We start from the raw sequence: 13,313 nt of genomic DNA on the forward strand, positions 1-13,313 counted from the left end.
CGGTGGTCAGCTGGTGACGCCGTACCGGCGCAGCGTCAGCCGCGTGCCGGAGCGCAGCGCCCAGTCGAACAGGTAGCCGAGGAGCCCCAGCGTGACGATCCCGACGAAGACCCACTCGGTGCGCGCGTAGTTGCGCGCGGTCCAGATGAGGGAGCCGAGCCCGGTCTCCGCGGCGACGATCTCCGCCGACACGATGGTGAGGAAGGAGTTGCCCATCGCCAGCCGGGCCCCGGTGACCGCGTACGGCACGGTGGAGGGCAGCACCACCGACACCAGCGCCTGGAACGGGCTCGCGCCCAGCGACGTCGCGGCCCGCAGCCGCAGCTCGTCGATCGACAGCACGCCGGCGAGGGTGTTGACGGCGACGATGAACACGCTGGTGTAGAAGATCAGCGCGACCTTCGACGCCTCGCCCGGGCCGAGCCAGATGATGGCCAGGGTGACGAAGGCGATCGGCGGGATGAACCGGAAGAACTGGATGTAGGGGTCCAGCAGCAGCCGCAGCCACTGGATCCGTCCCATCACCAGCCCGATCGGGACGCCCACGAGCACGCCGAGGACCCAGCCGGACAGGATCCGGCCGGCCGACGCGGAGGTCGCCGACCACAGCGTCCCGTCCCGCGCCAGATCGATCGCGCCGTCCAGGGTGAGCCGGGGGGAGGGCAGGAAGAACGCGGTGTAGTTGCGGCTGACCAGGTCCCAGAGCAGCAGCCCGAGCAGGACCGACAGGACCGAGATCCCGGCCCGCCGGAGCCGGGGCCGCCCCTGCCGTGCCCCGCCGCCGCGGGCCTTGGCCTTGGCGAGCGGCTTCTCGATGTCAACGGCCATGGTCTCCTCCGATCGCGGGGTCGTGGCCGTCGTCCAGGCCCTGGGCTCGCAGCGTCTTGGTGACCTCGGCGCCGATGTCGTCGCGCAGCAGCCGGTACAGCCGGGCACAGTCCGGATCGGTCAGCTCGCGCGGCCTCGGCAGCGCGACCTCGTAGATCTCCTTGATCCGGGCGGACGGGCCGGCGGTCATCGTCACGACACGGTCGGCCAGCAGCAGGGCCTCGCCGATGTCGTGGGTGACGAAGACGATCGTCTGGCCGGCCTCCCGCCAGATGCGGTCCAGCTCGACCTGCATCACCTGCCGGGTCTGCGCGTCCAGCGCGCCGAACGGCTCGTCCATCAGGATCAGGGTGGGCTCGTTGGCCAGCACCCTGGCGAGCTGGGCGCGCTGCCGCATCCCGCCCGACAGCTCGCCGGGCAGCCGGTCGGCGCTGTGCGACAGCCCGACCATGGCCAGGTAGTGGTCGGCCAGCGCCGCCCGCCGCGCCTTGGGGACCTTCCGCATCTTCGGCCCGAACACGACGTTCTGCCGGACGGTCAGCCAGGGGAACAGCGCCTCGCCGCTCTGGAACACCACGCCGCGGGAGACGTCCGGCTTCGTCACCGGCCGGCCGCCCACCAGGACCCGCCCGGCGGCCGGGGCGACGAACCCGGCGATGGCGTTGAGCAGGGTCGACTTGCCGCAGCCGCTGGGCCCGAGCAGGCACACGAACTCGCCGGCCCGGATGTCCAGGGAGGCACCGCTGACGGCCGGGAAGTCGCCGAACGCGATGTCGACCTCGTCGACGCGCACCTCCGAGCCGGAGGCGGACCGGGCGGACGGGGCGGCCGTCACGCCACCCCCCGCACCAGGATCGAGTCCACGTCGACCTTCGCGTCGACGATCTTGTTCTGCCGCTGGAACTCGCTGATCTCGCCGTAGCGCTTGACGTCGTCGGCGGTGAAGTCGCGCACCTTGCACTGGACGCCCTTGAGCAGGGTCCGCGCCTCGGCCGAAGGCACCTTGATGGCCTTCTCGGTCGCCGTCCCGGCCAGCCCGGCGTCGCCGGTGATCTGGTCGCACGCCTGCCCGATGACCTTCACCAGCGACGCGGCCTCGTCCTTGTTGGCCTCGTACCAGCCGCCGTCCACGGTGATGACCAGGTTGTAGACGTAACCCACGTCGCCGCTGGTCAGCAGGACCTTGCCGCCGCCCGCGACACCGCGGCTCGGCCACGGCTCCCACATGATGTAGCCGTCGATGTCGCCGCGGCCGAGCAGCGCCGGCATCTCGGCGGGCGAGGACTTGACGAACTCGACCGAGTCCCGGTCGATCCCGTTGGCCGCCAGCACCTTGTTGGTGGCGAACTCGTTGACCGTACCGGCCACGACGCCGTACTTCTTGATGTCCTTCACGTCGTCGACGCCCTTGCGGGCGACCAGCTTGATGAAGTCGGGCGACTGCGAGAACACCGCCAGCGCCTTGAGGTTCCCGCGCGCGGCCCGGTTGAGCATGCTGGACTCGGTGTTGGCCGACACCTGGCCCTGCTTGGCCAGGATCGCGTCCAGGCCGCCCGTCCCCTCCTGGAACTGCTTCACCTTCACCTGCAGCCCGGCCTGCTTGAACAGCCCGTTCTGGTCGGCGAGGTAGATCGGCGAGTAGGCCGGGTCGACCCCCACCCCGAAGCCGATCTCCGTGCCCGTTCCGGCCGTCGCGCCGCCCGCGCCGTCGTCGGCCTGCTTGTTCTCCGCGCAGCCCACGAGCCCCCCGGCCGCCAGCAGAGCCACCACCGCGATCCGCCATCCGCGTCCCGCCATGGCCCCTCCCTCCCACATTGGACCACATTATGATCCTAGTTGCTCATAGTGGGACGGTAGTGCCGAGTTGGGTGCATCGTCAAGGCATGCAGACTATGTGCGACCGAAATTCGAATACCTAGCGCGACCTGCGCGTATTTATGGACAGGCCGCCGTGGGCCTCCGTCGCGCGGCATCTCCCAGGACGCGAAGAAGGCGGGCGGGGAGGCTCCGTGCCTCCCCGCCCGCCTTCCGTGCCACCGGTCCGGGCCCGACACCACCGGGGGCTTGGCCGGCGGGGCCCTGTGGGGCGGGACGGTCGATCGGGTTTCCGTCGCGAGCGGTCAGTCCTCCCCGGCGGTGAGGGTGCGGGCGGCGTCCAGGACCTCGGCCGCGGTCGGCATGGATTCCGGGGACAGCAGGGACTGGAGCATGAAGCCGACGACCATGGCGTGCAGCAGGGAACCGAGCCCCCGTACGGCATCGGCGCCGATGTCCTCGGCGTCCACGCCCAGGACCATGGCCGCCAGCTCCCTACGGGCACGCTCGGCGCCTTCGGCGAACGGGTGGTGGATCTCCTCGGAGAAGAGGGCCTCGACGTACGCCTGCACGCTGGCCATCAGCAGGTGACGCTCGCGCGGGACGGCCGCGAACAGCTCGTCCAGCGCGGCCCGCACCTTCTGCGCCGGGGTCCCCTCACCCGCGTTGCGGACGGCGGCCTCGATGGTGTCGCCCCATTCACTGGTGGCCTCCAGGACGGCGGCGTTCATGAGGTTGTCCTTGGACCCGAAGTGGTAGCCGATGGACGCAAGGTGCGCACCGGAGGCGGCGGCGATGTCGCGCGCCGTGGTGTGGCCGTAGCCCTTCTCGGCAAGGCACGCCTTGGCCCCGGCCAGCAGGTCGTCGCGTTGTCCCATGGGCCTGGAGCCTAACACTTTTGGACGTACGTACGTTTGACGATGGATTTGTACGTACGTACGATCACGCCATGCCCTCCGATCTCGCCGCCCGCACGCCCGCCCGCGCCTGGTGGGGCCTGGCCGTGCTCCTGCTGCCCGCCCTGCTGACCTCGATGGACCTGGCGATCCTGTTCGTGGCCGGGCCGACCATCGCGGAGGCGCTGGACCCGACCGCCACGCAGTGGCTGTGGATGATGGACGTCTACGGCTTCGTCATGGCGGGCCTGCTGATCACGATGGGCGGTCTCGGCGACCGCGTCGGCCGCCGCCGGATGCTGACCGCCGGGGCGCTGCTCTTCGGGACGGCCTCGGCCCTGATCGCCTTCGCCCCGTCCCCCGGACTGCTCATCCTGGGCCGCGCCCTCCTCGGCGTCGGCGGCGCCACCCTGGCCCCGTCCACGCTCTCGCTGATCCGCGCGATGTTCGCAAACGAGGACCGGCGGCGGACGGCGGTGGGCGCGTGGACCGTCGCCTTCACCGGCGGATCGGTCGCCGGCCCCATCGTCGGCGGGGTACTGCTGGAGCACTTCTGGTGGGGCTCGATCTTCCTGATCAACGTGCCGGTCATGGCCCTGCTCCTGGTGGCGGCGCCGTTCCTGATCCCCGAGTCCCGCGGCCCGGCCCGGTCGCGGTTCGACCTGCCCGGCGCGGCGGCGTCACTGCTCGCGATCCTCAGCCTGGTGTACGCGATGAAGCACCTGACCGAGCACGGACCGGACGGCACGTCCGCCACCGCCGCCGCCCTGGGGATCGTCCTGGCCGCGGCGTTCGTCCAGAGGCAGCGGCGGGCCGCCCACCCCCTGATCGACGTGGGCCTGTTCCGCGTCCCGGCGTTCGCCGCCGCGGTCGGGGCCAACACGGTCGCCGCGCTGGCCGCGGCGGGCGTCGGCGTGCTGGCGTTCACGTTCATGCAGGCGGTCCACGGGCTGAGCCCGCTCCAGGCGGCGCTGTGGGCGCTCCCGACCTTCGCCGGGACGTTCGCGGGCGCCGGGCTCGCGACCGTCCTCGGCCCCCGGCTCGGCCCCGCCGCCCTGGTCACCTCGGGAACGGCCGTCGCCGCCGCCGGGTTCGCCGTGATCTCGACCCTGGAGCCGGGCACGTCCCTGTGGGTGTTCGTCTGCGGCTACACGGTCCTCACGTCCGGCATCGGGATCATCGGCACCATCGCCAACGACCTGATCCTCGGCACGGCCCCGCCCGGACGCGCGGGGGTCGCCGCCGGGATCTCCGAGACCGGCAACGAGCTCGGCGCCGCCCTCGGGATCGCCGTCATGGGCACGATCGCGAACACCGTCTACCGCACCACCATGGAGGACACGGCCCCGCCGGGCACCGCGCCCGCCGCGCTGGAGACCGTCGCGGGCGCCGCCGCGGAGGAAGGCCCCGCCGGTCTCCTGGCCGCCGCGTCGGCCGCGTACACCGAGGCGACGACCACGGCCGCCCTGGTGAGCGCCGTACTCCTCGCGCTGGTGACCCCCCTCATCCCCATCGCGCTGCGAAGAGGGCCTGGACGGTCCGGCCCCGGGCGTCCCCCGTCCAGTTCCACCGGGTCGCGAGAGCCTGCACGGTGAGCAGCCCGCGACCGCACTCCGCCGGCTCGGCGACGTCGCACGGGTATCCCTGGGCACGGACGCGCGGCTCGGACGTCCCACCCTCGTCCGCGACGGTGATGCGGCCGACGACCTTGAGAACGAGATCGGACCCTCCTCATGACCAGGCAGTACTCCTCTTGGCGCAAGTCCGGGCACAGCGATCCCGGCGAGGCATGCGTCGAAGTCGCCCGTTCCGTGCACGGGACGATCGGCGTACGCGACAGCAAGCAGGGCATGCGAGCCCCATCCTCGATCTCACTCCCAGCGAATGGGCCGCGTTCGTCCGGGCCCTCCGCTCGACCGGGCACAGCGGGTAGGCGTCAAGGGCCCTATGTCGTCCGATCGCCCGCCGCGACGCGCGTGCTGTGTCGCGTGCGGCGCCGTGTCCTGCTGACGTCCGGTCCCGGGTCCGAACGCCCTACCGGCCGCGGGTGCGGTCGAGGATCAGGTCGGCGGCTCGGGCGAGAACCTCGGCTCGAGTGCGGCCCTCATGACCTGCGGCGAGGGAGTGGTGCCCGATCGCCGTACAGAAGGCGATCAGGCTGCGGGCCTCGACCTCGTCGGGATCGGAGCAGAAGGTGCCGATCATCTCGCGCAGCAGGGCCATGCGCCGGTCGTCCACCCGCCGCAGGCGCTCGGCGACCGCCTCGTCACGCCGGGCCCAGTCGCGGACCGCGAGGTCGATGTGGAGCAGCCGGTCGCTGGAGAAGGTGAGCATGCCCGCACGCTGGATCTTGGTCTTCGGGTCCCCGCCCTCGCGCTCGATCCGGTCGATCACCTCGTCGGTGCTCTCCCGCTCCCAGGTGTCCAGCATCGCCTCCAGCAGTGCGCCGCGGTCGGCGAAATATCCGTAGAACCCGCCCTTGGTGACACCGAGCCGCTTCGCCAGGGCCTCCACCCTGACGGCGTCCGGCCCCCCGTCGGCCAGGGCCTGGAGACCTTCCTCCACCCATCTGTCGCGCGGTGTGCGAGCAGCGCCCACGATGTGTCCCACCTCACCCGTCCACCCGATATACGCCACCGTATATCGGGTCTAACCTCGGCTGTACGCAAGCGTATAAAAGGAACGGCGGGCGACGTCCCGGGACAGGAAAGGCGGCGGCCATGAAGCTCCCCCTCACGGCCCATACCGATCGGCCATGGCGGATCCACGAGTTCACCCGCGATTTCCGGACCGAGGACGTGTGGTCCTTCCGCACGCCCGGCGCCGGGCCCGACGACCTCCCGCTGATGCTGGAGGCGATGCGGGCGGACGGCGGGTTCGCCAAGCAGGCCCCTCCGGTCCGGTTCCTGTTCGCGGTGCGCTGGAAGCTCGGCGCCCTGCTCGGCTGGGACGAGCAGAAGGCGGGCCTCGGGAAGCGGGTTCGGCCCCTACGCGACCGCCTGCCGGCCGACCTCCGCGAGACCGTGGACGAATCCGGCTCCGCCGGCACCCCGTTCACTCCCGTGTACGAACTCCGCGACGAGTCCGTTCGAGAACTGGCGAACAGGACCGTCCACACCATCATGCACCTGGGGTGGGTACCGACCGGCGACGGCGGGCACGAGCTGCGGATGGCGGTCCTGGTCAAGCCCAACGGCCGGTTCGGACGGCTCTACATGGCCGTCATCGCACCGTTCCGCTACCTGATCGTCTATCCGGCGCTGACCCGCCAGTGGGAGCGCGCCTGGCGGAACCGCCCGCTTCCCCGCCCGGGGGGCAACTCACCTATGGCTGGCAAGGGCGATCGATCGGTGTGAGGGTTGCGACCATGCACCCTCATCAGCAGCCCGGTCCCGGGGCTCTCGCGATCATCGCGGAGTTCCAGCGCGTCTATCTCTTATCGCCCCTGTCGCCGAAGATCGCCGCCCCGTACGACAACTCCGCGGAGCAGGGGGTCTACATCCAGAACCCCTGGCCCATCAACGTCACGGGCATCGGCCCGGCCAAATCCTCGGCGAAGAAGGCCCACCAACTGCTCTCGGGCCCCGCCGCCGGCAACGACTACCTCCACTGGGGTCTGGCCCGCCTGAACGAGACCTACTTCCACGGCCAGTGCGACGCCTTTGCGAGCGTGGTCACCAGCCTCCTGGTCGCCCAGGGCGGCCGCTTCCCCGGCGGGGCCCTCGTCGAGATCTGCACGGTCGTCAAGACCCCGGTCAGCGGGCACACCTTCGTGCTCGTCAACCGGGACCAGAACGGCGCCCTCGCGAACTCCGCGAGCTGGGGCGCCGACGCCGTCATCATCGACCCCTGGTACGCCCTTCAGGTGGGTTGCCCCGCGGCCTTCTCCCCGCTCGACGCCCACGGCGCCGGGTTCATCGCCTGGGCCCTCCAGCTCAAGGGCTTCAAGGCCGCCGCGGCCGGAGTCTTCACGGTCGGGAACCATCCGAGCGTCAAGCTCCCTCAGAAATACCGCTAGGCCCTGTTCACAGCTCGGATCAGGGGCGCGACCATTCCGTGACGGGCGTGACCACGATGAAAACGGCTCATCGGATGGGATGCTTACCAGGTGAGCGACAGAGATGACCCGCGGCCGCGATGGATCATCCGGCTCATCGCCGAGTTGAGCACGCTTCTGCAGGAACAGATCTCGCTCGCGGAGCCCATCGAGAAGTGCCTGGTGGGCGAGGACGCGTTCTCCTGCCGGATCCGTAGTTCGCCCCCACAAGGCAAGGGCTTCCGGTTGTGCTGGGAAGGAGTGCTGGGGATGGAGCCGATCGACGGGAAGCCTCACACCAGCGTTTCGCTCTTTCTGTACAGCAGGAACCGGCGACTCGCGACGAGCGATCATCCCGAGGGCAGCGTCTTGGAGATCGACTACGAGGGTTCTCTCGAACATGGCGGGCGCTGGGGAACTCCCCAATGGCTCCCGGACGAGTTCGGCGAGTACCTCACGTACGACTCCTACGGCGATCGGTGAGTGAGGTCGGGGAGATCTTGACGGACGACGAGCGGACCGTTCTGATCAGCGGGGCCGGGATCGCCGGGGCGACACTGGCGTACTGGCTCGCCGAGTACGGGTTCCGGCCCACCGTCGTGGAACGGGAACCCCGCCTGCGTACGGGCGGCAACCCCATCGACGTGCGCGGCGGGGCCGTCGCGGTCGCCGGACGGATGGGGGTCCTGCCCCGGATCCGGGAGGCGCGGGTCCGGACGGAAGGGCTGTGGTTCGTCAACGCGGCGGGGGAACGGGTCGCGGGCATGGACCTGCGCGGGAGCGCCGACGCCCCGGACGACGACGAGGTGGAACTGGCGCGCGGGGATCTGGCCGAGATCCTTCACCGGGCGTCGGCAGCCCGCACCGAGTACCTGTTCGGCGACGCGATCCGTTCCGTACGGGAGGATCCCGACGGGGTCACCGTGACGCTGGAACGGGGCGGTGACCGCAGGTTCGGGCTGGTCGTGGGGGCGGACGGGCTGCATTCGGCGGTACGGCGGCCGGCCTTCGGGGAGGAGGGGCGGTTCGTCCACCATCTGGGCTACTACGCCGCGGCGGCGCCCCTGACCGATGACCACGGGGTCGCCGATCACTGGGGCGCGGTCTACAACGAGCCGGGCCGGATGGTCGGCGTCTCCCGCACGGTTCCGGACCGCCCGGCCCAGGCGCTGTTCGCCTTCCGCCAGGTACGGCCGCTGGACTACGACCACCGGGACGTCGCGGAGCAGAAGCGGCTGCTGGCCGAGGCCCTGGCGGGCATGTCCTGGCGCACGCCGCTGATCCTGGAGCAGGCACTCCAGGCCGAGGACTTCTACTTCGACGCGGTGAGCCAGGTGCGGATGCCCGGATGGACACGCGGCCGGTTCGCCCTGGTCGGGGACGCCGGGTACTGCCCGGCGCTGCTGTCGGGCGCCGGGACGACCCTGGCGATGACGGGCGCGTACACCCTGGCCGGGGCGCTCCGGGAGAGCGGCGGCGATCACCGGGCCGCCTTCGCGCGCTACGAGGCGGAGCACCGGGCGGTCGTCGCTGACGGGCAGTCCAAGGCCGCCGAGTACGCCGCCGAACTGATCCCCGGGAGCCGGGAGGCGATCGACCGGCGCGACGCGCTGGTCGGCCTCCCGTCCTGACCCGGCCCCGGCCGGCTCCCCGCCTCAGCGCGGCATCCGGGAGAACTCGCGGACGTCGCCGACCGGCACGTCCGGCCGTCCACTGCTCGCAAAGGACCGCGGCCCCGATTCGGCCCAGCGGACGACGGGGTGGTCGCGCTCGGGGCAAATACCCGTATACGACTGATAGTATTCGGCCATGCCCCTGACCGCGGTGGACAATCCACTGACCCTGCGGCTGCTCGGCCTTTTGGTGGAGCAGCCGATGCACCCGTACGCACTGGCGGTCGCGCTCAACGAGCGCTATCCGTACCTGCACGCCAAGAACGGCTCCGTCTACACGCTCGTACGGTCGATGGCGGAGGCCGGATGGGTGGCCCCGACCGGAGTCGAGCAGATGGGCAACCGCCCGGCGCGTACCGTCTACGCCCTGACCGATCAAGGCTGGGACGTCTTCCAGGAACGGGTGCGGCGCCAGATCCGCGAGGCCAAGGTCACCACCTCGGCGTTCGTGGACGCCCTGGCCTATCTCGGCGCGCTGGACCGGGCTGAGGCCCCGCGCGTACTGCGCGGGCGGCTGGAGTCGCTGGCCGAGCGGATCGCGGAGCTGGAGGGGGCGAGCGACCCCGGCCTGCCGGAGATCACCATGATCGAGGTCGGCTTCGTCCTGCACCAGCTGCGCGCCGAAGCGGAATGGATCCGCGCGCTGATCGCGCGCATCGACCTCGGCGAGCTGGCATGGCCGGCGAAGGGGCGGACATGAGCGGACTGACCTACGGCATCTACGCCGCCGGCCAGGTGGCCGCCACGGCGGGCCCGCCGGACGACCCCGCGGCCATCGACCGCCTGGTCGGCGGGCTGAGCGGCGGGCGGCCCTTCGTCGTCCGGGAGTACCTGCACTTCCTTGGCACGCCCGCGGACCCCGAGAAGGCACGGGTACTGGCGCCCGAGCGGCGGATGCGCGAGCTGACCATGCCCGACCGCTGGTACGGCACGGGAAACCGCCGGCTCGACCTGGTCCTGTGCTACCTGCCCGACGAGTACGACATCGACGGGTGGCTGGCCTTCATCGAGCAGGCCGTTCGCCGGTACGGGGCCATCGCCCGCTTCCTGCAGATCACCCTGGAGCCCAACTTCAAGCTGCCCTGGATCGACGGCAGTTCCCCCGGAGTGCTCGACGCCCTCACCACCGGAACGTGCCACGCCCGGCGGCTGCTGGACGCGGCGGGCCACCATGACGTCCGGCTCGGCTTCTCCGTCGCCGAACCGCCCGAATTCCTCGGCGGCGACGAGGAGTTCTGGGCGCACCTGGAGGCGCTCGCTCCCGCGGACTTCGCGGCCCACGTCGACTACGTGGGCCTGGGGCTCTATCCGGACGCCTTCTCTCCCGTGCCCGAATCCGCCCTGGCCGGGCTGACCGAGCACGCCCTGCGCCAGCTGCGGGAGCAGAGCATGCCCCGCGCCCACCTCGGCCCGGACGTGCCCGTTCACGTCGCCGAGAACGGCACCCCCACCGGGCCCGACCGTACGCCCGGGGACCAGGCCGCCCGGCTCGAAATCATGATCCGTACGGTGGCCGCCGCCGCCACGCGCCACAACGTCACCCACTACGAACTGTTCGGCCTGCGCGACGCCGACTCCGCCCGCGCCGAACCGACCGCCCGGCTCGGGCTGACGACCAGCGGCTACCAGCCCAAGCCCGCCTACGACGTCTACCGCGAGTTGATCAACGGAGGCTGAGCGGCCCCGGCCGGCCTCCCCTCCCGGCACGGCCGGACGGGCGTGGTGTGGCGCCCGCGGGCCGGACCCGCGGGCGCCCTGGCTCAGCGCACCGTCCGGAAGAACTCGCGGACGTCGCCGACCAGCAGGTCCGGCTCCTCCATGGCGAGGAAGTGGCCGCCCTTGCCCAGTTCCGTCCAGCGGACGACGTTGTGGTCACGCTCGGCCCAGCGGCGGATGCTCACGTCGTGGGCGGAGACCAGCACGGCGGTCGGCACCGTGCCGCGTGAGGGCGCGTCCCAGTCGCCGCCCTCGCCGCCGCCCTCGCCCCAGCCGCCGCCCTCGCTCCACTCGCCGCCGCCGTCGCTCCAGGCGTTCGCGGTGATCTCCTCGTAGTAGATCTGGGCCGCCGACCCGGCGGTGCCGGTCAGCCAGTACAGGGAGACGTCGGTCAGGATGCGGTCGCGGTCGATGGCGTCCTCGGGCAGCCCCTCCTCCGGCTCGGTGAGCTCCTTGAACTTCTCCACGATCCAGGCGAGCTGGCCGGCCGGCGAGTCGTTCAGCGCGTACGTCACCGTCTGCGGACGCTTCGAGTTGCACTGGAGGTAGCCGTCATTGAAGTTCTGCATGGACTCCCAGCGGCTCTGCTCGACCTTGGTGAGACCGTCCATCTCGCCGTCCTGCCCGATCGGGAAGGTGAGCAGGGCGTTGACATGGACGCCCGCGACCCGGTCCGGGGCCCGTCGGCCCACCTCGGGGGCGACCCACGCGCCGGTGTCGTACCCCTGGACGCCGTACCGGTCGTACCCGAGCCGGGACATCAGCTCGGCGAGCACCTCGGCCATCCGGGCGGCGCCCATGCCGGGCCCGGCCAGCGGCGTGGAGAACCCGAACCCGGGGAGGGACGGGATCACCAGGTGGAAGGCGTCGGCCGGGTCGCCGCCGTGCGCGCGGGGGTCCGAGAGGGGGCCGACGACGTCGAGGAAGTCCACGACCCCGCCGGGCCAGCCGTGCAGCAGGATCAACGGCAGGGCGCCGGGCTCGGGCGAGCGGACGTGCAGGAAGTGGACGTTCTGCCCGCCGATCGTGGTCATGAACTGCGGGTGCTCGTTGATCGCCGCCTCGTGCGCCCGCCAGTCGTAGCCGGTGCGCCAGTACTCGGCGAGCTCTTTCAGGTAGCCCAGGGGGACGCCGCGGCTCCAGCCGACGCCCGGCAGCTCGTCCGGCCAGCGGGTGGCGGCCAGCCGGGCGGCCAGGTCGTCGAGCCGGGCCTGCGGGATATCGATGCGGAACGGGCGGATGCCCTCGTTCGTGGTCGTCATGCCTCGACGCTAGGAAGCTCTTAGGACCCTGCCGTTCCTAAGAGGTGGCAATCTGGACGGCATGCGGGACACCTCCGCGCGGCTGCTCACCCTGCTGTCGCTCTTGCAGACCCATCGCGACCGGTCCGGCGCCGAACTCGCCGAACGGCTGGGCGTCACCACGCGCACGGTGCGCCGGGACGTGGACCGGCTGCGCGAACTGGGGTACCCGGTGAACGCCACGCAGGGCACCGCCGGTTACCGGCTGGGGGCCGGGGCGTCCCTGCCTCCCCTGCTGCTCGACGACGACGAGGCGGTCGCCGTGGCGGTCGGGCTCCGTTCGGCGGCGGGCGGACCGGTGGCCGGGATCGAGGAGACCTCGCTGCGAGCCCTCACCAAGCTCGAACAGGTGCTCCCGCCCCGCCTGCGCCACCGGGTGAACACCCTGCACACGGCGACCGTCCGGGTCGGCGGCACCGGGCCCGCGGTGAGCCCGGACACGCTGATGGCGATCGCCGACGCCTGCCGCCGCCACGAACGGCTGCGCTTCACCTACACCAGCCCCCGCGGCGGCGAGACGGCCCGCTGCGCCGAGCCGCACAGCCTGGTCAGCTACGGCAGGCACTGGTACCTGGTCGCCTGGGACATCGAACGGGACGACTGGCGCACGTTCCGCGTGGACCGGCTGAGCCCGCGCACGCCGACCGGCCCCAGGTTCACGCCCCGTCCCCCGCCCGACGGCGATGTCGCGACGTACGTGGCGCGCCGGCTGTCCTCGCAGGCGTGGCCGTACCGGGCCACGGTCGTCCTGCACGAGCCGGCCGGGTCCGTGGCCGAACGGATCTGGCCGGGCATGGGCGTCGTCGAGCCGGTGGACGACCGGAGCTGCCTGCTGCACGTCGGCGCCGACTCCCCCTCCGCCCTGGTCTGGATGATCACCTCGCTGGACACCGGCTTCACCCTGGCCGGCGGGCCGCCCGAACTGGCGGACGCCCTGCGCGAACAGGCCGCACGCTGCCTCGCGGCGCTCGAAACGGGCGGGTACGCCCGGCGCGGCTGACGCGCGGGGGGCCGTCCTGATGTGGTCACCGGTTCTCGCGGGGGCGCG

At 71.7% G+C, this 13,313-nt stretch carries 15 protein-coding genes and 1 pseudogene; 9 read left to right on the forward strand and 7 right to left on the reverse strand.

All coding sequences use genetic code 11. The features are described 5' to 3' along the window. Window positions 1-6 precede the first annotated feature (6 nt). The 4 genes from IW256_RS28195 to IW256_RS28210 all read right to left on the reverse strand — a co-directional run bounded on the left by IW256_RS28195 (window position 7) and on the right by IW256_RS28210 (window position 3,521). Window positions 7-828 (reverse strand): ABC transporter permease, encoded by an 822-nt coding sequence (locus IW256_RS28195; RefSeq protein WP_197013827.1) that lies wholly within the window; start codon window positions 826-828, stop codon window positions 7-9. Beyond that, complete coding sequence (locus IW256_RS28200; protein ID WP_197013828.1) at window positions 818-1,663, reverse strand: ABC transporter ATP-binding protein; 846 nt, start codon at window positions 1,661-1,663, stop codon at window positions 818-820. The genes IW256_RS28195 and IW256_RS28200 overlap by 11 nt, the downstream gene beginning before the upstream one ends. Next, a complete protein-coding gene (locus IW256_RS28205) occupies window positions 1,660-2,625 on the reverse strand; it encodes an ABC transporter substrate-binding protein (protein ID WP_197013829.1) in 966 nt (321 codons plus the stop codon). The genes IW256_RS28200 and IW256_RS28205 overlap by 4 nt, the downstream gene beginning before the upstream one ends. Window positions 2,626-2,948: 323 nt before the next feature. After that, on the reverse strand, window positions 2,949-3,521 hold the full coding sequence (locus IW256_RS28210; protein ID WP_197013830.1) for a TetR/AcrR family transcriptional regulator: 573 nt from the start codon (window positions 3,519-3,521) through the stop codon (window positions 2,949-2,951). A gap of 71 nt (window positions 3,522-3,592) precedes the next feature. Between IW256_RS28210 and IW256_RS28215 the strand changes: the two genes are divergently transcribed. Both IW256_RS28215 and IW256_RS41545 read left to right on the forward strand, forming a co-directional pair. Then, window positions 3,593-5,134 carry an MFS transporter gene (locus tag IW256_RS28215; protein WP_197013831.1) on the forward strand — a complete coding sequence of 514 codons (1,542 nt, stop codon included), beginning with the start codon at window positions 3,593-3,595 and terminating at the stop codon, window positions 5,132-5,134. Window positions 5,135-5,272: 138 nt separating this feature from the next. Beyond that, window positions 5,273-5,344 (forward strand): annotated as a pseudogene (locus IW256_RS41545) (DUF397 domain-containing protein); the annotation flags it as partial. Between the two features lie 229 nt (window positions 5,345-5,573). Here the strand turns inward: IW256_RS41545 and IW256_RS28225 are convergent. After that, entirely contained in the window at window positions 5,574-6,137 is a 564-nt protein-coding gene (locus tag IW256_RS28225) for a TetR/AcrR family transcriptional regulator (RefSeq protein WP_197013832.1), read from the reverse strand. A 122-nt stretch (window positions 6,138-6,259) separates the two neighbouring features. On the opposite strand from IW256_RS28225, the gene IW256_RS28230 reads away from it, so the two are divergent. The 4 genes from IW256_RS28230 (at window position 6,260) to IW256_RS28245 (ending at window position 9,206) form a co-directional block, all read left to right on the forward strand. Next, window positions 6,260-6,895, forward strand: coding sequence for a DUF2867 domain-containing protein (locus IW256_RS28230; protein ID WP_197013833.1), 636 nt, complete (start codon window positions 6,260-6,262; stop codon window positions 6,893-6,895). An 11-nt stretch (window positions 6,896-6,906) separates the two neighbouring features. Then, window positions 6,907-7,557 (forward strand): hypothetical protein, encoded by a 651-nt coding sequence (locus IW256_RS28235; RefSeq protein ID WP_197013834.1) that lies wholly within the window; start codon window positions 6,907-6,909, stop codon window positions 7,555-7,557. Between the two features lie 90 nt (window positions 7,558-7,647). Then, window positions 7,648-8,058, forward strand: a complete 411-nt coding sequence (locus tag IW256_RS28240; protein WP_197013835.1) for a hypothetical protein — start codon at window positions 7,648-7,650, stop codon at window positions 8,056-8,058. Window positions 8,059-8,075: 17 nt separating this feature from the next. Continuing rightward, entirely contained in the window at window positions 8,076-9,206 is a 1,131-nt protein-coding gene (locus IW256_RS28245) for an FAD-dependent monooxygenase (RefSeq protein ID WP_197013836.1), read from the forward strand. Window positions 9,207-9,230: 24 nt separating this feature from the next. On the opposite strand, the gene IW256_RS28250 is transcribed toward IW256_RS28245, so the two are convergent. After that, window positions 9,231-9,386 (reverse strand): hypothetical protein, encoded by a 156-nt coding sequence (locus IW256_RS28250; protein ID WP_197013837.1) that lies wholly within the window; start codon window positions 9,384-9,386, stop codon window positions 9,231-9,233. Between IW256_RS28250 and IW256_RS28255 the strand changes: the two genes are divergently transcribed. After that, window positions 9,385-9,948 (forward strand): PadR family transcriptional regulator, encoded by a 564-nt coding sequence (locus IW256_RS28255; RefSeq protein ID WP_197013838.1) that lies wholly within the window; start codon window positions 9,385-9,387, stop codon window positions 9,946-9,948. The two genes, IW256_RS28250 and IW256_RS28255, sit on opposite strands and share 2 nt — an antisense overlap. Beyond that, entirely contained in the window at window positions 9,945-10,925 is a 981-nt protein-coding gene (locus IW256_RS28260; RefSeq protein WP_197013839.1) for a glycoside hydrolase family protein, read from the forward strand. The genes IW256_RS28255 and IW256_RS28260 overlap by 4 nt, the downstream gene beginning before the upstream one ends. Window positions 10,926-11,008: 83 nt before the next feature. On the opposite strand, the gene IW256_RS28265 is transcribed toward IW256_RS28260, so the two are convergent. Further along, the gene (locus IW256_RS28265; RefSeq protein WP_197013840.1) at window positions 11,009-12,226 is read right to left on the reverse strand and encodes an epoxide hydrolase family protein; all 1,218 of its coding nucleotides are present in this window, start codon (window positions 12,224-12,226) and stop codon (window positions 11,009-11,011) included. A gap of 61 nt (window positions 12,227-12,287) precedes the next feature. Between IW256_RS28265 and IW256_RS28270 the strand changes: the two genes are divergently transcribed. Further along, window positions 12,288-13,265 (forward strand): helix-turn-helix transcriptional regulator, encoded by a 978-nt coding sequence (locus IW256_RS28270; RefSeq protein ID WP_197013841.1) that lies wholly within the window; start codon window positions 12,288-12,290, stop codon window positions 13,263-13,265. The last annotated feature ends 48 nt before the right edge of the window (window positions 13,266-13,313 follow it).

This window comes from Actinomadura viridis (assembly GCF_015751755.1).
GTDB classification, from domain to species: domain Bacteria; phylum Actinomycetota; class Actinomycetes; order Streptosporangiales; family Streptosporangiaceae; genus Spirillospora; species Spirillospora viridis.

Bases quoted from the DNA above. Each gene is read 5' to 3' on its own strand.
- IW256_RS28195 (WP_197013827.1), bottom strand. From the start codon at position 828: ATGGCCGTTGACATCGAGAAGCCGCTCGCCAAGGCCAAGGCCCGCGGC.
- IW256_RS28205 (WP_197013829.1), bottom strand. From the start codon at position 2,625: ATGGCGGGACGCGGATGGCGGATCGCGGTGGTGGCTCTGCTGGCGGCC.
- IW256_RS28210 (WP_197013830.1), bottom strand. From the start codon at position 3,521: ATGGGACAACGCGACGACCTGCTGGCCGGGGCCAAGGCGTGCCTTGCC.
- IW256_RS28215 (WP_197013831.1), top strand. From the start codon at position 3,593: ATGCCCTCCGATCTCGCCGCCCGCACGCCCGCCCGCGCCTGGTGGGGC.
- IW256_RS28230 (WP_197013833.1), top strand. From the start codon at position 6,260: ATGAAGCTCCCCCTCACGGCCCATACCGATCGGCCATGGCGGATCCAC.
- IW256_RS28235 (WP_197013834.1), top strand. From the start codon at position 6,907: ATGCACCCTCATCAGCAGCCCGGTCCCGGGGCTCTCGCGATCATCGCG.
- IW256_RS28255 (WP_197013838.1), top strand. From the start codon at position 9,385: ATGCCCCTGACCGCGGTGGACAATCCACTGACCCTGCGGCTGCTCGGC.
- IW256_RS28250 (WP_197013837.1), bottom strand. From the start codon at position 9,386: ATGGCCGAATACTATCAGTCGTATACGGGTATTTGCCCCGAGCGCGAC.
- IW256_RS28260 (WP_197013839.1), top strand. From the start codon at position 9,945: ATGAGCGGACTGACCTACGGCATCTACGCCGCCGGCCAGGTGGCCGCC.
- IW256_RS28265 (WP_197013840.1), bottom strand. From the start codon at position 12,226: ATGACGACCACGAACGAGGGCATCCGCCCGTTCCGCATCGATATCCCG.
- IW256_RS28270 (WP_197013841.1), top strand. From the start codon at position 12,288: ATGCGGGACACCTCCGCGCGGCTGCTCACCCTGCTGTCGCTCTTGCAG.